Origin of the sequence: Streptosporangium minutum, assembly GCF_002149035.1 — a bacterium.
GTDB classification, from domain to species: domain Bacteria; phylum Actinomycetota; class Actinomycetes; order Streptosporangiales; family Streptosporangiaceae; genus Streptosporangium; species Streptosporangium minutum.
Map to the genome: position 1 here is coordinate 1 of NZ_NGFP01000147.1, position 23,701 is coordinate 23,701.

Consider the following 23,701-nt stretch of genomic DNA (forward strand, 5'->3'; position numbering starts at 1 on the left):
GGCAGGAGTCCCGGGGGGCCGTCCGGGAGGCGGCCGGTCCGGCCCGGGGAGCGTCGAGGGACTCCAGGTCGGCCCGCCGGACCACCTTCCTGCCGAGGGCGCGCACCTGCTCCATGGAGATGCCGCGCTCGTCCATCAGCCGCAGGGCCGGAGCCGTGACGACGACCTCGTGGTCCGGGGGCGCCGGGGAGGCCCCGTGTCCCGCCGCGGGAGAGGGGGGCGTCTCGCCGTCGGCCAGCAGCCGGGCGATCACCTGACCGGGAGCGCATTCGGCGCCCGCCTCCAGCAGGCACAGCAGCGTCCCGTCCTCCTCGGCGACCAGCTCCTCGGCGGCCTTGGAGGTCTCCAGCACCACCAGCGGCTCCCCGGCCCGTACGGCCTGGCCGTCCTTGGCCGCCCACTCCACCAGCAGGTAGGCGGTGTCGTTGTTGTTGAGCTTGGGCACCCGGATCTCGATCAAGACAGGGCCTCCGCGATCGTGTGCCGGATCCGGCCGGGCTGGACGAGCACCTCGCGCTCCAGGTGGGGCGCGGCCGGGATGACGCTGTCGGCCGCGCTGATCAGGCCGATGGGGCGGCGCAGGGTGGACCAGAGCCGGGGGTAGAGCAGCCGCGCGACCTCCGCCCCCCAGGTCCCGCCCTCCGAGCCGTCCTCGACGACGCACACGTGCCGGGCGCGCTCCAGGCCGGGGAGGCCGGGGAGCGGGTGGAGCCGGGCGGGCACCAGCAGCTCGCAGGCCAGGTCCTCCTCCAGGAGCAGCTCGCGCATGGCCGCGAGCGCCCGGTGGGTCATGCCGCCGTGGGCGATCAGCGTGCAGTCGGGCTCGGTCACGCCGTCGAGGAAGACCCGGGCGACGTCGCCGGCGAGCTCGTAGCGGAACAGGTCGTCCACGACCCCGCCCTCGTACATCCGCCGGGTGTAGAGGACCTTGTCCTCGAAGAACAGGCAGGGCTGCCCTAGCGCGAACATCCGGGCGAACAGCTCGCCCGCGTCGTGGAAGGGGGTCATCTCGAACAGCGAGAGGCCGGGGACGCCGATGAAGTGCTTCTGCGGGCTCTGGCTGTGGGTGGGACCGTATCCGCGGTTGCCCCCCGAGGGGCAGCGGACGACCAGCGGGACCGGCACGGGCCTGCCGTACATGGAGGTGGACTTGGCGGCGAAGTTCACGAGCTGGTCGAAGGCGAGCGCGGCGAAGTCGGCGAACATGATCTCGACGACGGCCCTGTCGCCGGCCAGGGCGAGGCCGGCCCCGACGCCGGTGAGCGCGCCCTCGCTCAGCGGGGTGGAGCGCACGCGGTCGCCGAACCTGGTGGACAGGCCCCTGGTGACCTTGAAGGCCCCGCCGTACGGGTCGGAGACGTCCTCGCCGAGCACGTGCACGCGCGGGTCGGCCTCCATCAGGTCGTGCAGGGCCTGGTTGAGGTGCTCCGAGACGCGGGTCACCGCTGCTCCCACACCGACGGCGGCCGGGCCGTGACCTCGGCGGCGATCCGCTCGACCAGCTCGCGCCGCTCCCGGTCGAGGCGGTCGAAGGGATCGGGGAACATCCGCGCGTAGCGGGCGTACCAGTCGTGGTCGCCCGCCCGCGCGATCTCCTCCGGGGACCTGGTGTCGTCGCCCTTGCTGTGCGGGCCGAGCCGGTGGGTGACGAACTCGGCGACCAGCGGCCGGCAGTCCCCGCGGACCACCGCGACGAGGGGGGCCAGCTCGGCGCGGATCTCGCCGACCTCGGTGGACGTCACGCGGTGGTGCGGGACGTCGAAGGCGGCGGCGCGGGCCGCGATGTCGCCGGACATCTGCGCGGAGGTCGGGGTCGACTGGGCGATCCCGTTGTTCTCGACGACGACCAGCAGCGGCACCCGCCAGAGCCGGGCCATGTTGAGCGCCTCGTAGACCGAGCCCTCGCCCCAGGTGCCGTCGCCGATGTATGCGCAGGCGAGAGCGCCGCTCCCCTTCAGCTTGAGCGCCACGCCGACCGCGACCGGGAGGCTCTCGCCCTGGACCCCGGTGGACAGGAAGCGCCGGTGGTAGATGTGCTGGCTGCCGCCGACCCCCGCGCAGAGCGCGCCCTCGCGGCCCATGATCTCCGCGAGGAGCCCGTACGGCTCGGCGTGCCGGGCGAGGAAGTGGCCGTGGCCGCGGTGGTTGCTGAAGACGTGGTCGTCCTCCTGGAGCAGCGGCTTCAGCGCCACCGGGATGTACTCCTGCCCCAGGCAGGTGTGGGTCGTCCCGCTGAGCTCGCCCGCCTCGAAGAGCCTGAGCAGGGTGAGTTCGAAATGCCGGATGAGGAGGAGGAGTTCCAGGTCCTCGTCCGCCGGTGGGGACGGTGCGTTCCGCATGCCCGCAGGCGTGGGGACGGTGACGATCACGTGTGCGCTCCTGGCGTCGGCGACCGGGGTGAGACGCTCGGCCGCAGGACATCGACACGACATGGGAGCGCTCCCACCGGAGCGTAGAAGTCGCCGGGATCACTGTCAATCATGAATTAGTAACCGTGTCCTGCGGAAAGCCGGGAAATGCACTTCTATCTGCGGAGATTTGCTAACGGCCAGAATGTTTCGGTTGGGCGCGGCCGAAAACAACTCCGAAACCTTGACGAATTTGGCGCGTGATCTCTAGCCTCCTCCGTGGGAGCGTTCCCATATCGCCGTGCCTCTCCGTACGGCAGTTCCCATATCGCCCTACCTCTCCGTACGGCAGAAGTAACGCTCGGGCGGGCGCCGCCGTCCCGCCGGAGCGCCCGCACGCCTCGGTGCCGGGAGGAATCCCGCGCCGCGCTCGTCCTCACGTCACCGGATCGGGCCCGCCCTCGGGCGGCCCGCTTCGGCCAGTCGTCATGGAGCCGCCCACGAGGGCGATCCCCTTCACCAAGCCAGGGAACGCACCCCGGTTCCCCCTCCCGCCAGCACGGAGGCGTCGTGACGCACACCAGCCTGTCACCGGCCAAACAGGCGCTGCTCGCCCGGCGACTGGGCGGCCGCGTCGTCGCCACGGCCGTCCCGCCGCGCCCGCCCGGCACCGCGCCGCCGCTCTCTCCCGCACAGGAGCGGCTGTGGTTCCTGGAGCAGTACGCCCCGGGAACGGCCGCCTACACCGTGGCGTTCGCGGTCCGGCTGGCGGGCGAGGTCGGACAGGAGGCGCTCGCCAGAGCCCTCACCGAGGTGACCGCGCGGCACGAGAGCCTGCGCACGCGGCTGCTCACCACCGAGGACGGTAGCCCGCGGCTCGTCGTCGACCCGGCGTCCGCGGCGGAGCTGCGGGTGACGGACGACCTCGCGGCGGTCGACCAGGAGATGGCCCGCCCCTTCGACCTCGCCCGGGGCCCGTTGATCCGGCTCCTGCTGGTCCGGCTCGGCCCGCTGGACCACGTGCTGCTGCTCACCATGCACCACGCCGTCACCGACGGCTGGTCCTGCGACATCGTCATGGAGGAGCTGCTCACCCTGCACGCCGCCCACCGCGCCGGGCGGCAGCCGGGGCTCCCGCCGGTGGGTGTGGGCTACGGCGACTACGCCCACTGGCAGCGCGGCCGCACCTACGACCGCGAGATCGGCTACTGGCGCCGGCACCTGGAGGGGCTGCCGCCGCTGGAGCTCCCCGCCGACCTGCAGCGTCCCGCCGAGCAGAAGTGGGAGGGCGCCGCACAGGGGCTGGCGCTGGACCCCGGGCTCGGCGAGGCGATCGCCGAACTCGGCGCGGCCCACGGCGCCACGCCGTACATGACGCTGCTGGCGGCCTTCCAGGTGCTGCTCGGACGCTACTGCGGGCAGGACGACTTCGCGGTCGGATCACCGGTCTCCGGGCGCGACCTGCCCGAGCTGGAGCGCGTGGTCGGCGTCTTCGTCAACTCGCTGCCCATGCGCGCCGACCTGTCGGGCGATCCCACGTTCGCCGAGCTTCTCGCCCGGGTCCGCGAGACGGCGCTGGACGCCTACGCCCACCAGGAACTCCCCTTCGACCGGCTCGTCAACGAGCTCGCCGTGGAGCGCGACGTCAGCCGGTCGCCGGTGTTCCAGGTCATGTTCGCGCTGCAGAACTACCGCTCCAAGCCGCTGCACACCCCGGGCCTGACCATGTCCGCCTTCCCCGTCGAGACCTCCGCCAGCCGCTTCGACCTCGCCCTCTACCTGTTCGAGACCCCCGAGGGGCTGCGCGGCAACCTCACCTACAGCACCGCGCTGTTCCGCCCGGACACGATCGAGCGGATGGCGGCGTGCTTCGAGACCCTGCTGCGGTCGATCGTCGCCGACCCCGGCGCGCGGATCTCCGAACTGGAACTCCTCCCGGACGGCGAGCGCCGCCGGGTGCTGGCACTCGGCGAGTCCGCTCCGCCCGAGCCCTCCGGAAGCGGGCTGCTGCACGAGGCCGTCTCCGCGCAGGCCGAGCGCACGCCCGACGCCGTCGCGGTCGTCGCCGGCGGCACCTCGCTCACCTACGCCGAGCTGGAACGGCGGGCCAACCAGCTCGGCCACCTGCTGCGACGGCGGGGCGTGGGCCCGGACGACCGGGTCGCGATCTGCCTGGAGCAGTCGGCCGAGCTGGCCGTCGCGGTGCTCGGCGTGCTCAAGGCCGGCGCGGCCTACCTCCCGCTGGACCCCGACCACCCCGCCGACCGGCTCGCCTACGTGCTGTCCGACGCCGGGGCCCGCGCGGTCGTCACCGCTCCCGAGCTCCGGGACCGCCTGCCGGGCGACCTGCCCGCCGTCTTCGCCGAGCACTTCGACGAGGCGGACCCGGGGCCGGTGGACAGCGGCGTCACCCCCGGCGACCTGGCCTACGTCATCTACACCTCCGGGACCACCGGGCGGCCCAAGGGCGTGGCCGTCCAGCACCGGCAGGTGACGGTCTACCTCGACGGCGCGCGGGAACGGCTGGCGGTGGAGCCGGCCGGGGCGTTCGGGCTGCTGCAGTCGCTCGCCTTCGACTTCGGCGTGACCGTCTTCTACCTGTGCCTGATGACCGGCGGCGCGCTCCACCTCATCCCGTCCCGTACGGCGGGGCCCGAGCTGGCCGCCTACTTCCGCGAGCACGGCATCGACTACCTCAAGATCACGCCCTCTCACCTGGCGGCGCTGCTCGCCGACGCGACCCCGGCCGAGCTGCTCCCGCGCAAGCTGCTGATCCTCGGCGGCGAGGCCGCGCCGTGGGGCTGGGCCGCCGAGCTGGCGGCGGCCGGGCGGTGCCGGGTCGTCAACCACTACGGACCCACCGAGGCCACGGTCGGCGTGACCACCTATGCGGTCAGGCCGGGCACCGGCGCCGATCCGGCGGCCGGCGGCCTCTCCCGTCCCGCTCCGGGAGCCGGTCCCGCTCCTGCGGCGGGGAGCGCCGCCGCTCCCGCTCCCGTGGCGGGGGCGACGCTGCCGATCGGATCACCCCTGCCGGGGGCCCGCGTCCACGTGCTCGACACGGACCTGCAGCCGGTGCCGATCGGCGTCCCCGGGGAGATCTACCTCGGCGGCGACCGCCTCGCCCGCGGCTACCTGGACCGGCCCGGACTCACCGCGGACCGCTTCCTGCCCGACCCCGGGGGCGGCCCCGGCGCCCGGATGTACCGGACAGGCGACCTCGGCCGCTTCCTGCCCACCGGGGAGCTGGAGTTCCTCGGCCGCCGCGACCTCCAGGTGAAGATCCGCGGCTACCGGGTGGAGCTGGCCGAGGTGGAGTCGGTGCTCGGGGGGTTTCCCGGGGTGGCGCACGCGGTGGTGGAGCTGCGGGGCGGACGGCTGGTCGCCTACCTGGTCGCGGCGGCCAGGGCGGAGGCCGGCGAGGTGCGGTCGTGGCTGGCCGACCGGCTCCCCGACTACATGATCCCGGCCCGCTACGTGTGGCTGGACGAGCTGCCGCTGAAGTCCCACGGGAAGGTCGACCGGTCGAGGCTGCCGGAGCCCGGGGCCGACGGCCCGGCCGCCGGGTACGTGCCGCCGGAGACCGCGCCGGAGCGGGCGGTCGCCGCGATCTGGGCGGACGTCCTCGAAGTGGGACGGGTCGGCGCGCTCGACGACTTCTTCGACCTGGGCGGCCACTCCCTGCTCGCCATGAGGGTGATCGCCCGGCTGCGCAAGGAGGTCCCCGCGCGGACGCTCACCGTGCTGGAGCTGTTCAAGCACCGCACGGTCAGGGACCTGGCCCGCCTGCTGGAGACCGGCGACGACGGCCCGCGCGACCTGCTGCACCGGCTCACCCCGGTCCGCGCCGCGACCTCCACCATGGTGTGCGTGCCGTTCGGCGGTGGCAGCGCGGTCGTCTACCAGCCGCTGGCCGACGCCCTCCCCGACGGCTGGGCGCTCTACTCGGTCGCGGTGCCCGGCCACGAGCTGGGGGAGCGGGCCCGGCCCTTCGACGAGGTGGCGCGCGACTGCGCCGAGGAGATCCTCGCCGGGATCGAGGGCCCGCTGGTGCTCTACGGGCACTGCGGCCTCGGCGTGATGCTGGTCGCCGAGATCGCCCGGCGCCTGGAGGCGGCCGGTCGCGTCATCGACGCCGTCTACCTGGGGGGCGTGTTCCCGTTCGCCCGGCCGGGCCGTGGCCTGGGATGGCTCGGGACCCTGATGGACCGGATGACCAGCGACCAGGGCCGGATCAACGCGCTCGCCGCGGCCGGCCTCGACGTCGAGGAGTTCGAGCGCGACCAGCTCAAGCTCGTCATCGAGAACCGCCGCCACGGCACCCGTACGGCGGAGCGCTACTTCACCCGGCTGTTCGAGGGCGAGGGCGACCCGCTCCGGGCGCCCGTCATCGCGGTGGTGGGGGAGCGGGATCCGGCGACCGAGTTCTACCAGGAGCGCTACCGCGAATGGCGGCGGCTCTCGGAGACGGTCGCCTGCGTGGTGCTCGACGAGGCCGGGCACTTCTTCGTGAAATACCGGGCGGAGGAGCTGGCCGGCATCCTCACCGGCACCCACCGGGCCATCGCCTCGGGGGAGACGGCGCCGCTGGAGCGCACGGAGGAGTCCACGTGGTGGCTCCAGGGCGTCTCCGGCCGGGCCGCCGGTCCGCCCGGGGCAGGGGAGGGCGGGCCCGCGGCCGCCGACGTCGCCGACGCCGCCGACGCCCGGTCCGCGTCCGCGCCCGCGGCCCCCGGTGCCGACRGCCGGTCCGCTGCCACGTCCGCGTCCGTGGCAGTACACGCGAGCGCGGCCGCCGGTGACGGCAGGGCGCGGGAGGCCGGCGGCGCCGACGGGCGGGGCGCGCCACAGGCCAGCATGCGGCGGTTCCTGCTGATCTCGGTGGGACAGCTCGTGTCGATCACCGGGTCGGCGCTGACCGAGTTCGCCATCCCCATCTGGATCTACCTGACCACCGGGTCGCTGGCCAGGTTCGCGCTGTTCGCGGTGCTGGGACTGGTCCCCGGCATGCTGGTGGCGCCGCTCGCCGGGGCGATCGTGGACCGTTACGACCGGCGCAGGGTCATGCTCTGCGGGGACATCGCCGCCGGAGGCACCCAGCTCGTGCTGGGCGTCCTGCTGTGGACCGGCAACCTGGAGATCTGGCACATCTACCCGCTGCTGGCCTGCCTGTCGGTCGCGCTGACCTTCCAGCGGTTCGCCTACGGCTCGGCGATCCCGCAGCTCGTCCCCAAGCGCTTCCTCGGCCACGCCAACGGCGTCGTGCAGATGGCCACCGGCACCGCCCAGCTCGTCGTCCCGCTGATCGCGACCGGGCTGATGGCCACGATCGGGCTCGGCGGCATCCTCGTCATCGACGTGGCCAGCTACGCCGTCGCCACGATCGTCCTGCTGTCCGTCCGGTTCCCCGCCGGCATGCCGTGGCGCCGCCGCGAGGGCGTCGTGGCCGAGATGATGAACGGCATCCGCCACTCGTGGGGCAACCCCGGATTCCGGGGCATGCTCGTGTTCTTCGCGGTGCTCAACGTCTTCCTGTCGCCGCTCTTCCTGATGATCTCCCCGCTGGTGCTGTCGTTCGCGACGCTCGACGACGTCGGCAGGGTCGCGTTCGCGGGAGGTCTCGGGGTCTTCCTCGGCGGGCTGCTGATGACCGCCTGGGGCGGACCCCGGCGGCGGCGCCTGTACGGGGTGCTGCTCGCCACGCTCGCCCTCGCGGTGTTCTGCGTGGTCACCGGATTCCAGCGGAACCTGCCGTTGATCGCGGCCGGCGCGTTCGGCATGTCGTTCTGCCTCACCCTGCTCAACGGCGTCTACGCCACGATCATCCAGGTCAAGGTGCCGCAGCGCTTCCACGGCCGGGTCATCGCGCTCAACACCCTGGTCGCCTGGTCCACCCTGCCCATCGGCTTCGGCCTGGTCGCGCCGTACGGCAGCGCGGTGTTCGAGCCGCTGCTCGCGCCGGACGGCCCGCTCGCGAGCACCGTCGGCGCGCTGATCGGCACCGGTGAGGGGCGCGGCATCGGATTCATGTACGCCTGCTTCGGCCTGGCCATCGCCGCCATCGCGCTCGTCGCCATGCGCGTGCGGGTGCTGGCGCGGTTCGACACCGACGTCCCCGACGCGCTCCCCGACGACCTGGTCGGCTTCGAGGCTCTGCGGAGCCGTACCCGCAAGAAGAAGGAAGAAGAGGAGACCCGGAGATGAGTTTTCTGGTGGTGCTCAACGACGAGGAGCAGTACTCCGTCTGGCCTGCCGGCCGGGAGCTGCCCGCCGGATGGCGGGCCGAGGGCTTCCAGGGGCCCAGGGAGGACTGCCTGGCCCACATCGACCAGGTGTGGACGGACATGCGCCCGCTCAGCGTGCGGCAGGCACGGGCATGACCACCCGGCAGGCGGCGGACGCCGGCGCGATCCCGGGTACGGCGGCCCAGGGCGTGGCGGACGACGTGATCCCGGGCGTGGCCGTTCAGCGCGCGGAGGACGCCGGGGCGACCTCCGGACTCGCCGCCAGGCTCGCCGGAATGATCTCCACCGCCTGCGACGGCAGGCTCACCTCCGAGGAGATCCTCGCCTCCGGCGCCTCCCTGTCCGCGCTCGGCGTCACCTCGCTCGCCCTGCTGCGGCTGATCGACGCCGTCGAGGACGAGTTCGACGTCGCCCTCGACCTGGGCGGCGGCGCTCCCTATCTCGACAGCTTCCCGCTGCTGGTCGGCTACATGGACGCGAGGACGCCATGACCTCGCCGGCCGTGCCGGTCCCGGGGACCGTGCCCGAGATGCTCCGGTTGCGCGCCGCACAGGAGCCGGAGCGGACCGCCGTGATCGTCGAGGGCAACGGGGCGATGACCTTCGGCGAGTGGGAGCGGCGCTCCGACGCCCTCGCGCACGGCCTGCTCGACCGCGGGGTACGGCCCGGCGACCGCGTCGGGCTGCTCTTCGGGAGCTGGGACTGGATCGACTTCTCCGTCGCCTACTGTGCGGCGCAGAAGGCCGGGGCGGTCGCCGTACCGCTGTCGGACCGCCTCGCCCCCGCCGAGGTCCGGCACATGCTCGCACACTGCTCGGCCTCCGCCGTCCTGTACGGGCGCGACCTCCGGCCGCCCGCGGGCGAGCACTGGAGCGCCGCCCCGGCCGACCTGGAGGGCGGGGCGGCCGGGGCGGTGGAAGTACGGGTCGGGCCCGGGGACCTGGCCCAGATCCTCTACACCTCCGGCACCACCGGGCTGCCCAAGGGGGTGGCCGCCAGCCACGCCAACCTGGTCTTCGGCTGCGAGACCCGGCCGAACCGCCGGAGGTTCGGGCACTCGCGCCATCTGCTGCACGCCTTCCCCATCGGCACCAACGCCGGGCAGACGATGCTGATGAACGCGCTCGACGCCCGGCCGGCCATGCTGACCCTCGGCCGGTTCACCCCGGGCCGGTTCGCCCGCCTGATCGAGTCGTACGGCCCCGGCACCGTGTTCGTCGTCCCGGCCATGGCGATCGAGTTCCTCAACGCCGGTCTGCACGAGCGCCACGACATGTCGAGCGTCCTGCTGCTGGGCTCGGCGGCCTCGGCCCTACCCCCCTCGGTGTCGGCACGGCTGGCCGCCGCCTTCCCCAACGCGACGGTCACCAACTACTACACCTCGACCGAGGCCGCTCCCGCCCAGACCATCATGATCTTCGATCCGGCCCGCCCCGGAGCGCTGGGCAGGCCCGCCTTCGGCGGCTCCCTGCGCGTCGCCGGCCCCGGAGGCGACCCGCTGCCCGCGGGCGAGACCGGTGAGGTCTGGCTGCGCTCGCCCGCCGTCCCCCGGTCCTACTACCGGGACGAGCGGGCCGGCGCCGAGGCGTTCCGCGGCGGATGGGTGCGGATGGGAGACCTCGGCTACCTGGACGCCGACGGCTACCTCCACCTCGTCGACCGCGAGGGCGACGTGGTCAAGTCGGGCGCGTTCAAGGTCTCGACGCTTCAGGTGGAGGCCGCCCTGTACGAGCACGCGGACGTCGCGGAGGCCGCGGTCGTCGGCCTCCCCCACCCGGTGCTGGGCACCACGCTCGCCGCCGCCGTCGTGCCCCGGTCCGCCGGGATCTCCGGCGGCGATCTACGCGCCTTCCTGACGGAACGGCTGGCCGGGCACGAGCTCCCCGAACGGGTGCTCGTCGTCGACGCCCTGCCCAGAAACCAGTCAGGAAAGGTCATCAAAAGGGAGTTGCGGCGGCTTTTCGACCCCGCCGCGACGGGTCAGACGGAAGGCACGTGAGATGTCGGTATCTCTGATAGACGGGTGGGACCGGGCGTCCCTCGCCCAGCACGGAATGTGGATCACCGAGCGGATGGGCGCCGGGGGCCGGGTCTACGCCATGCCGTTCGCCGTCCGGTTCGACGGCCCGCTCGACGTGGACGCGATGCTCGCCGCCTGCGCCGCGGTCGTCGAGCGCCACCCCGTTCTCGCCGCGACCCTGGCGGAGCAGGACGGGCACGTCCGCCTGGTCCCCGGCGAGGTGCCCCCGCCGATCCGCTTCGAGGACCTCTCCGGCCCGTCCGCCGGAGTTTTCGGGGACGGCTCCGGCCCGTCCGCCGGAGCCTCCGGGGAGATCTCCGCCCTGCCCGGCGGGGACTCCGGCCCGTCCGGCGGGATCGAGGCCGAGATCTCCCGGCCCTTCGACCTGGTGACCGGCCCCCTGGCCAGGTTCACCCTGTTCCGGCTGGCGCCCGCGCGGCACGTCCTGCAGCTCGTCGCCCACCACGCGGTCTTCGACGGCATGTCGAAGGACATCGTGCTGCGCGACCTGGCCGCCGCCTACGGCGGCTCCGCCCTGCCACCCCTGCCGATCTCCTACGGCGAGGCGGCACGCGCCGAGCAGGATCGGGTGGCCGCCGGGCTGGAGGGGGCGGCCGAGTTCTGGCGGTCGAGATGGCACGACGACCAGGACCTGCTGCTGCCCGGAGCCACCCGCCCGTCGCTGCGCGCCGCTCCCGGCGAGACCGTGGACCTCGCGCTCGGCGGAGAGACCGCAGGCGTGGCCGAGCGGCTGGGCCTGACCCGGTTCGAGGTCGTGCTGGCCGCCCTCCACACGCTCCTGCACGGATACGGCAACGACCGGGTCGCGGTCGCCGTGGACCTGTCCACCCGCACCGAGGAGACCCGGGACCACGTGGGACTGTTCGTCAACGAGCTCCCCGTGGTCTCCACGCCGCGGGGGACGTTCGCCGAGTTCGCCCGGTCGATCCGGCAGGAGCTCCGTGCCGTCTACCGCTATCGCGAGGTCCCCCTGGCCCGCGCCCTGGGCGGGATCAGCCCGCGCACGGCGCTCACCCCCGTCTCGGTCAGCTACCGCAGGCGCTCCGGCGCCGACCCCGTCTTCCCCGGCCTCGACGCCTCCGTCGACTGGACGGCGTTCAACGGCGCGGTCCGCAACACCCTGCACCTGCAGGTCGTGGAATCCCGGGACGGCCTCGCGGCCCGGCTGCAGTTCAACCCGGACGTGCTGAGCCGCGCCGCCTGCGAGAGCGTCGCCGGGCACCTGCGGACCCTGCTCCTCGGCATCGCCGCCCGCCCCGACGCCCCGATCAGCGAGCTGTCGCCCGGACGGGAGGCCGCGCCCACCCGTGACGCGGCCTCGGACGGCGCTCCCGGTACGGTCCTGGACGACGCTCCCGGTACGGCCCCGGCCTCCGCCGCCATCGCCTCCGCCGCCATCGACTCCGTCACCATCGCCTCCGGAGCGGTCGCGGACTCCGCTCCGGAGGCGCCTCCCGCCGCAGGCACGGCGCCCGCGGCCGGTGCGGCGGCTGGTACGGCGGCCGGGGCAGTGGCGGACCCCGCTCTCCTCGGGGAGGTCGAGGCGATCTGGTGCGAGGTGCTCGGCGTCGACGAGATCCGGCCCGACGACGACCTGTTCGACCTCGGCGGCCACTCGCTGTCGATCACCCAGATCATCGCCCGGGTCCGGGACCGGATGGGCGTCGAGCTCTCCTTCGAAGTGTTCATCGACACCCCGACCGTCGCCGGCGTCGCCGAAGAGATCGCCCGATCCCGATGACGACCGGTCTCACACGGCAGCGGTCGGCGGTGGTGGAGTTCACCGGCGCCCGGGGTGGGGAGGCCCCGCTCACCTGGGGCCAGCAGGCGATCTGGCGGCTGACCAGGTGGCTGGACGACGGCGACCCGTACTTCAACATGCCCTGGACCCTGCCCGTCTACGGCAGGCGTGATCTCGACGCCGTCCTGCTGGCCCTGCGGGGACTGGTAGAACGGCACGAGACCCTCAGGACGACCTGCGAGGAGACCCCCGCCGGGCCGGTCCAGCGCGTGGCGCGCGAGGGCCGGCTGACGGTCGAGGTGTTCGACGCCGGGGAGGCCAGGCCGCTCGCGGCGGCCAAGGAGCTCTCCGCCGACCTGGCTTCGAAAGGGTTCGACTACGCCACCGAGCCGCCGATACGGTGCGCCGTCGTGACGGGCGGCGGACGGCCCCGGGCCGTCGCCTTCGCCCTGTCCCACCTGGCGGTCGACGGATGGGCGCTGGACATCCTCGCGACCGACTGGAGGGGCCTGCTCGCCGGGGACGACCTGCCCGACCCCACGTGGCAGCCGCTGGACCAGGCCGCCTTCGAACGGGAGGGGGCGGGCGCCGCACGCGGGGAGCGGGCGTTCCGGCACTGGCGCGCGGCACTGGAGCGGGTGCCCCGGTCCCTGTTCGACTTCCCCGGTCAGCCGCCGGAGGAGCAGCGGTTCGTCCGGGTCGGCATGGAGTCGGTCGCGCTCGCCGCCGCCGCCGAGAGGCTGGCGGCCCGCTGGTCGGTCAGCACGGCGAGCGTGCTGACCACGGCGAGCGCGGTACTCCTGGCCGTGCTGACGGGGCACCGGGAGGTGGTCATGCAGCTCATCGTGGCCAACCGGCACGACCCCCGGACCAGCGCCATGGCGGGCACGGCCGTCCAGGACGGGATCTTCGTCCTGGACCTGCCCGAGGGGACCTTCGCCGACGCCGCGCGCGCCGGGCACCGGCAGGCGCTGACCACCTACCGGCACGCGCACTACGACCCTTTCAGGATGATGGCGCTGCGTGAGGAGATCGGCCGCGAACGCGGCGGGCCCGTCGACCTGTCGGCCTACTTCAACGACAGCCGGACCGCCGGCCACTGGCCCAACCTGCCCAGGGCGGCCCGGGAGGGCGACGCCGCCGCCCTGGCCGCCCTCACCGAGCGGACCAGGACCTTCTTCGTGGGCGCGTGGCCGGAGGTGGACGCGACGGTGTTCTTCGCCACCGGCCCCGCCACGGACACCTGCCGGCTCCACCTGCTGACCGACACCGCCTGCCTGCCGCGCTCCACGGCCTACACGCTGCTGCGCGGGATGGAGACGCTCCTGGTCCGCAGCGTCGCCGAGGACGTGCCGCTCGACGCGGTCGCCGGGCTGTGCGGCGTCACCCCGGTCGAGCGGCCCGCGGCCGTCGCCGAAGGAGGTGGCCGGTGACCACTCCGGACCAGCGCGCGGCACTGCTCAGCCGGCTGGCCGGGCTGCCGCCCGAACGGCGCGAAGCCCTGCTCAGGCTCGCCCGGGACAGGGACGCGGGCCGTACCTGGCCGCTGTCGTTCGGCCAGGAACGGCTCTGGTTCCTCAGCCGGTTCGACCCGTCCGACACGACCTACCACACCCCCTGGTGCGTACGGCTGCGCGGCCCGGTCGACGCCGACGGCATCGCCGCGGCCTTCACCCGCGTGGCCGAGCGGCACCACGTGCTGCGCACCCGCTTCCGCCTGGCCGGCGACCGTCCCGTGCAGGTCGTCGTGCCCGCCGGGCCGGTCGCCGTGGAGCGCTCGGACGTCACCGGCGATCCGGCCCCGGCCGTCGTGGAGTTCGTCAACCGGCCGTTCGACCTGGAGGCCGGGCCGCCGCTGCGCGTGGCGCTGATGCGGCTGGCCGACGAGGACTTCGTCCTCTGCATCGTCCTGCACCACATCGTGGTCGACGGCTGGTCGCTGGACGTCCTGATGCGGGAGCTGGCCGAGTGCTACGCGGCCCACCGCGAGGGACGGCAGCCGGTGCTGGCGGAGCTCCCCACCCAGTACACCGACGTCGCGGCGGAGGACAGGAGCCGGGCCGAGTCCGAGGACACCGCCCACCTCGACCACTGGACGCGGACGCTCGCCGGCGCGCCCGTGCTCGACCTCCCCGCCGACCGCCCCCGCCCGGCCCGCTGGACCGGACGGGGCGGGCAGGAGAGCCTGCTCGTGCCCGACGAGGTGATCATCCGGCTGGAGGGGGTCGCCAGGCAGCAGCGCTGCACCCTGTTCATGGCCCTGCTCGCCGCCTACCAGGCGACCCTGGGACTGGCCGCGGGACAGCAGGACCTGTGCGTCGGGGTGCCGGTCGCGGGACGGAACAGGGTGGAGCTGGAACCGCTGATCGGCTACTTCGCCACCACCCTCGTGCTCCGCGCCGACCTGTCCGGAGACCCGACCTTCCGGGAACTGCTCAAACGCACCCGCCTGGCGGTGTTCAGGGGGCTCCAGCACGCGGAGGTGCCCTTCGAGCGGATCCTCGGGGCGCTGCGCCTGCCCCGCGACCTGAGCCGGCCGCCGCTCCTGCAGGCCATGTTCAACCTGCACAACCTGCCCAAGGGCGACCTGCTGCGGACGGCGATGGCGGACCTGGCCGTCGAGGTCTACCCCATGCCGCCGGCGGGCCGTACGAAGGCCGAGATATCGGTGGACGTGTGGCGGGGGCCCGAGGGGCTCGGCGGAGTCCTCGACTACAACAGCGACCTGTTCTCCGCCGGGACCGCGCGGCGTCTGGTCCGGGCCTTCACCGACGTGGTGGAGCGCGCCGGGACCGACCCGGATCTCCGGCTGTCCGATCTGAGAGGTGTGTGACCGTGGTGACGACGTTGGAGCTGACGCGGCGCCGGCTGGAGCTGACGCCCGACGCGGTGGCGGTGAGGGGGGCCGGGGGCGAGCTGACCTATCGCGAGCTGCACCGGCGGGTCGACGACCTGGCGGCCGCGCTGCGCGAGCGGGGAGTCGGCCCCGAGGTCCCCGTCGGGCTGTGCATGGAGCGCACGACGGGGATGGTGGTCGCGGTCCTGGCCGTCTGGGCCGCCGGCGGCGCGTACGTCCCGCTCGACCCGGCCTTTCCCGAGGAGCGGCTCCGGATGATGCGCGAGGACGCGGGGATCGGCCTGGTGCTGACCCAGCCCGGCGTCGACCCGCGCCTGCTCGACGGCGTCCCCCGGGTGCTGTCGCTCGCCCCTGACGGCACGGTGCCCGCGCCGGTCGGCGCCGCGGCCGGCGGGGTTCCCGGTCAGGGCACGGTGTCCGCGCCGGACCGTGCCGCGGCCGGCGGGGTTCCCGGTGCGGGGTCGGCGCCCGCGGCCTCCTCGACGGGCCCCACCCCGCCCGCCGCGGAGACCGAGGGCGACCTGGCCTACCTGATCTACACCTCGGGCTCCACCGGCCGGCCCAAGGGGGTGGCGGTCCCGCAGCGCGCGGTGACCAACCTGCTCGGATCGTTCATGCGCAGGCTGGAGCTCACCGCCGAGGACCGCTGGCTCGCCGTCACCACGCTGTCGTTCGACATCTCGGTCCTGGAACTCCTGCTGCCCCTGGCCTGCGGGGCCCGCGTGGTCGTGGCCTCGGCGCGGGAGGCGGCGGACGGCCGGGCACTGCGGGACCTGGCGGTGGCCGAGGGGATCACCGTCATGCAGGCCACCCCGGCGACCTGGCGCGTCCTGCTGGAGGCCGGAGGCGTGCCCGAGACGGTCGGCACCCGGCTCTGCGGGGGCGAGGCGCTGCCGCGCGACCTGGCCGACGCCCTGCTCGGCGCGGGTGTGCGCCTGTGGAACGTGTACGGCCCGACGGAGACGACCGTGTGGTCCACGGCCGGGCCCGTCGCGCCCGCACCGGCCGCGGTCGACCTGGGGGAGCCGATAGACGAGACGTCGCTGTACCTCCTGGGCGAGGGCGGGAAACCGGTGGCGGCCGGCGAGGCGGGGGAACTGCACATCGGCGGGACAGGGGTGGCCAGGGGCTACCACGGCATGGCCGCCCGGACCGCGGCCCGTTTCCTGCCCGACCCGTTCACCGGCCGTCCCGGGGCGCGCATGTACGCCACCGGCGACCTCGCCCGGATCACCGGGGAGGGGCGCCTGGAGTATCTGGGACGGGCCGACCAGCAGGTGAAGGTCCGGGGATTCCGGATCGAGCTCGGCGAGGTCGAGACCGTCCTGCGGTCGGCGGAGGAGGTACGGCACGCCGCCGCCGCCGTGTGCGACGGGCCCGACGGGCTGCCCCGGCTGGTGGCCTACGTGGTTCCCGCCGAAGGCCCCCGGGAACCGGGGGAGCTGTGGCCGGCGCTGCGCGGGCGGCTCCGGCTGAGCCTGCCCGAGTACATGGTCCCCGCCCACCTCGTGGCGGTGGACGCCCTGCCGCTCACCCCCAACGGCAAGCTGGACCGCGGGGCGCTGCCGCCGCCCGACTGGACATCCGCCAGGACGGCCCCCTACCGGGCGCCGTCGACGCCCGTGGAGGACGAGCTGACCGTGATGTGGGCCGAGGTGCTGGGCGCCGAGGAGCCCGTCGGCGTCGACGACGACTTCTTCGAGCTCGGCGGTCACTCGCTGACGGCCGCCCGGATCATCGCCAGGGTCCAGGCCCGGTTCGGGGCCGCCGTGCCGATCGTGGCGCTCTTCGAGCACCCGACCGTCGCCGGGCTCGCCCTCGAACTGGACCGCCTCGGCGACGACGACCTGGACCTCGCCGAGGTGGCCGCGCTGCGCGAGCAGCTCGACGGTCTCAGCGCAGAGGATCTGGCCGCGATCTTCGACGGACTGGCGCCGGGCGCATGAGGGCCCCGCTGTCTCCGGAGCAGGAGCGGCTCTGGCTCCTGCAACGCCTCGATCCGGACAACGCCTCCTACACCATGTATCTCGTGCGGGCCCTGCGCGGCCCGCTCGACCAGGCCGCGCTCACCTGGGCGCTCACCGACGTCCTCGCCCGCCACGAGAGCCTGCGCACCAGGTTCGCCGAGGAGGACGGCGTGCCCTGGGCGGTGGTGGAGCCCGGGGCGCCCGGGATCGAGTGGCTGAGCCTCCGCAGCCGGCAGGAGGCCGCACACCTGGTGGCCCAGCGGGTCAACGCGCCGTTCGACCTGGCGGCCGGGCCGCCCCTGCGGGTCGCGGTGATCCGGACCGCCGACGACGAGCACATGCTCTGCCTCACGATGCACCACATCATCGCGGACGGGTGGTCGCTCAACGTCATCCTCGACGACCTCGCCGAGTGCTACACCGCCCACCTGCACGGCGCCGAGCCCCGGCTCCGCCCGCTGCCCGTCCAGGCCGGCGACTACGGGCGGTGGCAGCGCCGCCGGGCCCAGCGGGCCGTGCCGTACTGGACGGAGAGGCTGGCCGACCCGCCGGCCGCCGAGCTGCCCTTCCGCCACCGGCGGGAGCGGAGCGGGGAGGGCGGGGTCCACCGCACCGGGCTGCCGCCGGCGACCGCCCGGCGGCTGGAACGGCTGGCCAGGGAGAACCGCACCACCCTGTTCGCCGTCCTGACGGCGGCCTACCAGACCCTGCTGTTCCGGCACACCGGGCAGGACGACGTCCTGGTCGGCAGCGTGGTCGCGGGCCGCGACCGGGTCGAGCTGGAGCCGATGGTCGGATACGTGGCCCAGACGGTGATCCTGCGCGGGGACCTCGGCGGGGACCCGTCGTTCACCGACCTGGTCGCCCGCACCCGGGGCGAGGTCCTGGGCGCGCTGGGCAACTCCGCCGTCCCGTTCGAGAAGCTCAGCCACCCCGCCGACTCGCTGCTGCCGTCCATGTTCATCCTGCACAACCAGGACGCCGGCCCCCGGCGGTCCTTCGGCGGGCTGACCGTCACCGATGTCGACGCCGGGTTCCGGCAGGTGAAGGCGGACCTGCTCGTCGAGGCGTGGTCGGACGGCAACGGGCTCGCGCTGTCCTTCCTCTACGACAGCGGCCTGTTCGAGGCCGGGGCGATCGCCCGCCTGGCCGACCGGTTCGCGGTGCTGCTGGAGTCCGCCGCGGCCGAGCCGGGCACCCCGATCTCGGCCCTGCCGATCTGGACCGACGCCGACCGAGCCGACATCCGCGCCCTCGCCACCGGCCCGGCCCCTGCCACCGGCCCGGCCCTCGTCCCCGAACCGGCCCTCGTGCCCGAACCGGCCCTCGCCACCGGCTCGATTCCCGGCCCCGCGCCGAGGTCCGGCGCGGGGTCGCGCCTCGTCCCGGAGATGGTCGTCGAGGCCGTACGGCGGGCGCCCGGTGCCACCGCGGTGATCTGCGGCGAGGAGACGATCACCTATGGCGAGCTGCTCGTCCGGGCGGACGCGCTCGCCGGCGCTCTCCGCGACGGCGGGGTAGGCCCCGGTGACGTCGTGGGCGTCTGCCTGCCCCGCTCGATCGAGGCGATCGCCGCGCTGCTCGCCGTGTGGCGGTCCGGCGCCGCCTACCTGCCCTTCGATCCGGACGTGCCCGACGAGCGGCTGGCCTTCGCGCTGTCGGACAGCTCGGCCACTCACGTGATCACCAGGCGGGGGCTCCCCGAGGGCCTGACCGCCGTCGACCCGGCGAGCCCCGACGGTCCCGGTGGTCCCGGTGGTCCCGGTGGTCCTGCGGGCCGTACGGCCGCCGCTTCCGGGGAACCCGGCCGCCCGGCAGCCGGCCGTACGGCCGTCGATCGCCCGGAGGCCGGCCGTACGGCCGGTGATCCCGGGTGGACCGGTGACCCCGCGGCGGGCGCCTACGTCATCACCACCTCCGGCTCCACCGGCGTGCCCAAGGGCGTGCTGGTCGAGCACGGCGCGGTCGCCGCGCGGGTCCGGTGGATGCGCGCGGACTACGGGCTGACCCCGGCCGACCACGTCGTCCAGTTCGCCTCGCTCAGCTTCGACGCCCATGTCGAGGAGGTCTTCCCCACGCTGGCCGCCGGGGCGACGCTGGTGCTGCTCCCCGACGGCGCGGCGACCCTGCCCGACCTGCTGGCCTCGCCCCCGGGCGGGCGGGTCACCGTGCTCGACCTGCCGACCGCCTACTGGCACTCGCTGGTCGAGGAGCTGGAGGAGATCGTCTGGCCGCCCTCGCTCCGCCTGGTGATCCTCGGCGGCGAGCAGGTCTCCGCGGCGGCGGTCGGGCGGTGGCGCGGCAGGTTCGGCGACGGCGTCCGGCTCGTCAACACCTACGGCCCGACCGAGGCGGCGGTGATCGCCACCGCCGCCGACCTCGGGGCGGAGGCGGCTCTGGAACGTCCCCCGATCGGCCGCCCGATCGGCGCGACCACGGTCCACGTGCTCGACGGGCGGGGCGAGCCCCTGCCTCCCGGGGCGACCGGGGAGCTCGTCATCGGCGGGGCCGGGGTGGCCCGCGGCTACCTCGGCAGGCCCGCCCTCACCGCGGCCGCCTTCGTCCCCGATCCCGCAGGCGGGCTGGGAGCACGCCGCTACCGGACGGGAGACCGGGCGCGGTGGCGCGCCGACGGGCGGCTGGAGTTCCTGGGGCGGCTGGACGGCCAGCTCAAGATAAGGGGCTTCCGGATCGAGCCCGGCGAGGTGGAGAGCCACCTGCTCGCCCACCCCGGAGTGGGCCAGGCCTTCGTCACCGGGCGGGGCGGGGAACTCCTCGCCTACGTCACCGGCGCCGCCGACCCGGCCGACCTCCGCGCCCACCTGGAACGGACGCTTCCACGCCAGCTCGTCCCGACCGCCTGGGTCCGGCTGGAGACGCTGCCCCTCACCAGGGGAGGCAAGGTCGACCGGGCCGCGCTCCCCGAGCCGGTGACCGCTCCGGAGGCCGGGCGGGTCCTGCCGCGCACCGACGCGGAGAGGCTGGTGGCGGGGATCTGGGACGAGCTGCTCGGCGCCGGCCCGTACGGCGTCCTCGACGACTTCTTCGCGCTGGGCGGCCACTCCCTGCTGGCGACCCGGGTGGCCGCCCGGATCCGGCGGGCCACCGGCGTCGAGGTCCCGATCCGGACGATCTTCGCCCGGACCACCGTCGCCGCCCTCGCCGAGGCGGTGGAGGACCTGCTGATCGAGGAACTGGCCGGCCTGACCGAAGAGGAGGCCATGGACCTGCTCGCGGGCACCGAATCTCCCTGAGACGGCCTCGTCGCCCGGTGCGGCCGGAGCCGGCGGCGCGGGAGATCACGGCGGACGGAGGACTGTTGTGATCATGTGATGCCGGGGGCTGTCACGAGGGGGGCGTACGGCGTAGCATCCGTGCACGCCTCACATTGTCGGGCGCTTGGTTCGAAACCGTGAGTCACGGAGTGCGAGGCACCATGAGCGCTGTCCAGCCCCCTCCCGAGCTGCCGGCGGCCCTCGCCGAACCGACCCGCAGGGTGGGGCCGTGGTGGGTCGCCGGTATCTCGCTGGCCAACCTCGCCCTGTGGATGGGCTACTTCGGGCCGCTCCAGGTGCTGCTTCCCTCGCAGGTGGCACAGGTCGACCCGGGAGGCAAGGAGACGGCGCTGGCGGTGGTGACCGGGGTGGGCGCCGCGGTGGCGATGCTGCTCAACCCGGTCGCCGGGGCCCTGTCGGACCGGACGTCCGGGCGGTTCGGCCGCAGGCACCCGTGGACGCTGGCGGGCGCGCTGCTCGGCGCGGGCGCCATGGTCTTCCTGGCGGAGCAGGGCACGCTCCTCGGGATGGTGATCGGCTGGTGCCTCGTGCAGGCGGGGCTCAACGCGATGCAGGCCTCGCTCACCGCGGGGGTGCCCGACCACGTGCCGACCGGCCAGCGGGGGGAGGTGTCGGGCTGGGTCGGGATACCGCAGTCGCTGGGCGTGGTGCTGGCCGTCGTCCTCGTCACGACGGTCGTCACCACCGTCGAGTCCGGATACCTGCTGATCGCCGCGCTGATCCCGCTCTGCGTTCTGCCCTTCGTCCTGACCACCTCCGATCCGCGGCTGACCGCCAAGCCGCCCTTCGACCTCGGGGCCTTCCTCAGGGGCTTCTGGATCAGCCCCCGCGCCCACCCCGACTTCTTCTGGGCATGGGCGACCCGCTTCCTGATGCAGCTCGGCAACGCGATCGCCACGCTCTACCTGCTGTACTTCCTCACCGACGCGGTCGGCTACGAGCGGCTCTTCCCCGGAGAGAAGGCCGAGGACGGTCTGCTGCTGCTGATCCTGCTGTACACCGCGACCGTGGTCCTCACCACCGTCGTGGCGGGCGTCGTCTCCGACCGGCTCGGCCGCCGCAAACTGCTCGTCACGGTCTCCGGGCTGATCAGCACGGTTCCGGCGGTGATGCTGGCGCTCTGGCCGCTGTGGCCGGTGGCGCTCGTCGCCGCCGCCGTCCTGGGCGTCGGCTTCGGCGTCTACCTGTCCGTCGACAACGCCCTGGTCACCCAGGTCCTGCCCGCCGCGGACGGCCGGGCCAAGGATCTCGGTGTGATCAACATCGCCAACTCCGGCCCCCAGGTCCTCGGGCCGGTCGTCGCCGGGCCGATCGTGGCCGGCTCCGGCGGTTACCCCGCCCTCTACCTGACCTCCGCCGCCCTGGTCCTGCTCGGCGCCCTCCTGGTCACGAAGATCCGCTCCGTCCGCTGACGACGAGGGTGGGGAGCGGCGGCACCGGAGTGGGCAGGTCCTTGCGCGGTTGGCGCATGAGGTCACTCACTTTCTGAAAGTTTCATAAGTTCCGCGAGACCTTTTGGGCCTCCGCGACGTGGATACCCCCGCTGAGCTCGTCAATGGCTCCCCCCGTGTGGTTCTCGACATCCGGTCCGGACGATCCTCGTAACTTCTCGACGACGCCCGTTGATCCAGTTGGAAAGCCCATGTACCCTCGGCGCCATCAATAGAAAGTATCGGCTATATATCGAAACTTTCGTAAAGAGGTCCGCGGTAACGACGTGGCGCGTACCCGGGCGTCCGCGCGGACATGCCGGAACCGGGCGGCCGACGGCCGGAGCCGCCGCGCGGCGCGGCACAGGCCCGGACGACCTCGGACGATCGACCTCGGACGATGAGGAAGGGAACCACTGTGATGTCGTTGGGTCGGCGAAGTGTGGTGACGTTGGCGGCGGCCGTACTCCTCCTCGGGGGCTGCGGCGGAGGCGGACAGGAGGCGGGCGCGGGGGCCGGGGCGAAGGTCACCGTCGAGTGGTGGAACATCGTGACCACGGAGCCGCTCAAGTCCATCTGGGCGGAGAAGGTCAAGGAGTACCAGGCGCTCCACCCCGGCGTCGTCATCAAGAACGTCCCCATCGAGAACGAGGCATACAAGGCCCGGCTGACGACGCTCAACCAGTCGGGCAAGACACCCGACATCTTCACCACCTGGGGCGGCGGCGTCCTGAAGCAGCAGGTCGACGCCGGGCTGGCGAAGGACGTCTCCGACGAGGTCGCCCCCTGGATCGGCACGATGACCCCGGCCTCGCTGCAGGCCTACCAGTTCGACGGCAGGACCTACGCGGTCCCGGCCGACATCGGCATGGTGGGCTTCTGGTACAACAAGGCGCTGTTCGCCAAGGCCGGCATCACGGCGCCGCCGACCACCTGGAGCGGGCTCCTCGACGACGTCGGGAAGCTCAAGGCGGCGGGTGTCACCCCGATCGCCCTGGCCGGCAAGGAGAAGTGGCCCGGCCACTACTACTGGGCCTACCTCGCCATGCGGATCGCGGGCCTGGACGCCCTCGAACAGGCCGCGGCCGACCACGAGTTCGGCGGGCCCGGCTTCGTCGAGGCCGGCCGGCGCCTCAAGGAGCTCGTCGACCTCGCCCCGTTCCAGAAGGGCTTCCTCGGGGCGAGCTACAACACCCCGGACGGGCAGGCCGCGACGATGGGCAACGGGAAGGCGGCGATGGAGCTGATGGGCCAGTGGGCGCCGGTCGTGCAGAAGGAAGCCGGCAAGGACCTCGGCGACGACCTCGGCTTCTTCCCCTTCCCCGCGGTCGACGGCGGCAAAGGCCTGGTCACGGACGCCTTCGGCGGCGGTGGTGGATACGCCGTCGGGCAGGACGCCCCGGCCGAGGCGGTCGACTTCCTGAAGTTTCTCTCCCAGGCCGGCAACCATCGTGAGGCGGTGGCGTCGGGAGCGGTCCTGCCGGTGGTCAAGGGCGCCGAGGACGCGGTGAAGGACCCGAACCTCGCGGTGGTGGCCAGGACACTCGCATCGGCGACCGGGTTCCAGCTCTACCTCGACCAGGCCTACCCTCCGGCCGTCGGCCAGGAGGTCAACGACAGCGTGGCCGAGCTCATCGCGGGCCGGAAGACCCCTGAGCAGGTCGCGCAGGCCATCACCGCGACGGCGAAGTCCGAGTAGATGCGGGACCCGAAAGGCGCGTCCGAGCTCGTGACGCCGGCGGACGAGCGGTCCGGCGTGGCGGCGCGGGCGGGGAG

General features: G+C 73.8%; 14 protein-coding genes. 11 read left to right on the top strand and 3 right to left on the bottom strand.

The genetic code is table 11. The features are described from left to right. The 3 genes from CA984_RS27405 to CA984_RS27415 form a co-directional block, all read right to left on the bottom strand. Nucleotides 1–460 (bottom strand): biotin/lipoyl-containing protein (locus CA984_RS27405; RefSeq protein ID WP_341351732.1); only part of this gene is annotated, 460 nt, incomplete at its 3' end. Continuing rightward, on the bottom strand, nt 457–1,443 hold the full coding sequence (locus CA984_RS27410) for an alpha-ketoacid dehydrogenase subunit beta (protein WP_086576421.1): 987 nt from the start codon (nt 1,441–1,443) through the stop codon (nt 457–459). The genes CA984_RS27405 and CA984_RS27410, both read right to left, overlap by 4 nt. Next, nucleotides 1,440–2,369, bottom strand: coding sequence for a thiamine pyrophosphate-dependent dehydrogenase E1 component subunit alpha (locus CA984_RS27415; protein ID WP_242676203.1), 930 nt, complete (start codon nt 2,367–2,369; stop codon nt 1,440–1,442). The genes CA984_RS27410 and CA984_RS27415 overlap by 4 nt, the downstream gene beginning before the upstream one ends. Nucleotides 2,370–2,918: 549 nt before the next feature. Between CA984_RS27415 and CA984_RS27420 the strand changes: the two genes are divergently transcribed. The 11 genes from CA984_RS27420 (at nt 2,919) to CA984_RS27470 (ending at nt 23,624) form a co-directional block, all read left to right on the top strand. Further along, complete coding sequence (locus tag CA984_RS27420; protein WP_086576423.1) at nt 2,919–8,552, top strand: non-ribosomal peptide synthetase/MFS transporter; 5,634 nt, start codon at nt 2,919–2,921, stop codon at nt 8,550–8,552. After that, on the top strand, nt 8,549–8,728 hold the full coding sequence (locus tag CA984_RS27425) for an MbtH family protein (RefSeq protein ID WP_031168701.1): 180 nt from the start codon (nt 8,549–8,551) through the stop codon (nt 8,726–8,728). The genes CA984_RS27420 and CA984_RS27425 overlap by 4 nt, the downstream gene beginning before the upstream one ends. Then, on the top strand, nt 8,725–9,084 hold the full coding sequence (locus tag CA984_RS47325) for an acyl carrier protein (protein ID WP_207621047.1): 360 nt from the start codon (nt 8,725–8,727) through the stop codon (nt 9,082–9,084). The genes CA984_RS27425 and CA984_RS47325 overlap by 4 nt, the downstream gene beginning before the upstream one ends. Continuing rightward, nucleotides 9,081–10,592, top strand: coding sequence for a class I adenylate-forming enzyme family protein (locus tag CA984_RS27435; protein ID WP_086576424.1), 1,512 nt, complete (start codon nt 9,081–9,083; stop codon nt 10,590–10,592). The genes CA984_RS47325 and CA984_RS27435 overlap by 4 nt, the downstream gene beginning before the upstream one ends. Nucleotide 10,593: 1 nt before the next feature. After that, complete coding sequence (locus CA984_RS27440) at nt 10,594–12,375, top strand: condensation domain-containing protein (protein WP_086576425.1); 1,782 nt, start codon at nt 10,594–10,596, stop codon at nt 12,373–12,375. Beyond that, entirely contained in the window at nt 12,372–13,808 is a 1,437-nt protein-coding gene (locus tag CA984_RS27445; protein ID WP_086576426.1) for a condensation domain-containing protein, read from the top strand. Before CA984_RS27440 ends, CA984_RS27445 begins: the two co-directional genes overlap by 4 nt. Beyond that, nucleotides 13,805–15,208: a condensation domain-containing protein gene (locus CA984_RS27450; protein WP_165781432.1), complete on the top strand. Its 1,404-nt coding sequence runs from the start codon at nt 13,805–13,807 to the stop codon at nt 15,206–15,208. The genes CA984_RS27445 and CA984_RS27450 overlap by 4 nt, the downstream gene beginning before the upstream one ends. 2 nt (nt 15,209–15,210) lie before the next feature. After that, nucleotides 15,211–17,178 (top strand): non-ribosomal peptide synthetase, encoded by a 1,968-nt coding sequence (locus tag CA984_RS27455; protein WP_165781433.1) that lies wholly within the window; start codon nt 15,211–15,213, stop codon nt 17,176–17,178. Continuing rightward, a complete protein-coding gene (locus tag CA984_RS27460; RefSeq protein ID WP_086576428.1) occupies nt 17,175–20,453 on the top strand; it encodes a non-ribosomal peptide synthetase in 3,279 nt (1,092 codons plus the stop codon). The genes CA984_RS27455 and CA984_RS27460 overlap by 4 nt, the downstream gene beginning before the upstream one ends. Nucleotides 20,454–20,635: 182 nt before the next feature. After that, a complete protein-coding gene (locus tag CA984_RS27465) occupies nt 20,636–21,907 on the top strand; it encodes an MFS transporter (protein ID WP_086576429.1) in 1,272 nt (423 codons plus the stop codon). A 439-nt stretch (nt 21,908–22,346) separates the two neighbouring features. Beyond that, a complete protein-coding gene (locus tag CA984_RS27470) occupies nt 22,347–23,624 on the top strand; it encodes an extracellular solute-binding protein (protein ID WP_086576430.1) in 1,278 nt (425 codons plus the stop codon). The last annotated feature ends 77 nt before the right edge of the window (nt 23,625–23,701 follow it).

Bases quoted from the DNA above. Each gene is read 5' to 3' on its own strand.
- CA984_RS27425 (WP_031168701.1), top strand. From the start codon at position 8,549: ATGAGTTTTCTGGTGGTGCTCAACGACGAGGAGCAGTACTCCGTCTGG.
- CA984_RS47325 (WP_207621047.1), top strand. From the start codon at position 8,725: ATGACCACCCGGCAGGCGGCGGACGCCGGCGCGATCCCGGGTACGGCG.
- CA984_RS27435 (WP_086576424.1), top strand. From the start codon at position 9,081: ATGACCTCGCCGGCCGTGCCGGTCCCGGGGACCGTGCCCGAGATGCTC.
- CA984_RS27440 (WP_086576425.1), top strand. From the start codon at position 10,594: ATGTCGGTATCTCTGATAGACGGGTGGGACCGGGCGTCCCTCGCCCAG.
- CA984_RS27445 (WP_086576426.1), top strand. From the start codon at position 12,372: ATGACGACCGGTCTCACACGGCAGCGGTCGGCGGTGGTGGAGTTCACC.
- CA984_RS27460 (WP_086576428.1), top strand. From the start codon at position 17,175: ATGAGGGCCCCGCTGTCTCCGGAGCAGGAGCGGCTCTGGCTCCTGCAA.
- CA984_RS27465 (WP_086576429.1), top strand. From the start codon at position 20,636: ATGAGCGCTGTCCAGCCCCCTCCCGAGCTGCCGGCGGCCCTCGCCGAA.
- CA984_RS27470 (WP_086576430.1), top strand. From the start codon at position 22,347: ATGTCGTTGGGTCGGCGAAGTGTGGTGACGTTGGCGGCGGCCGTACTC.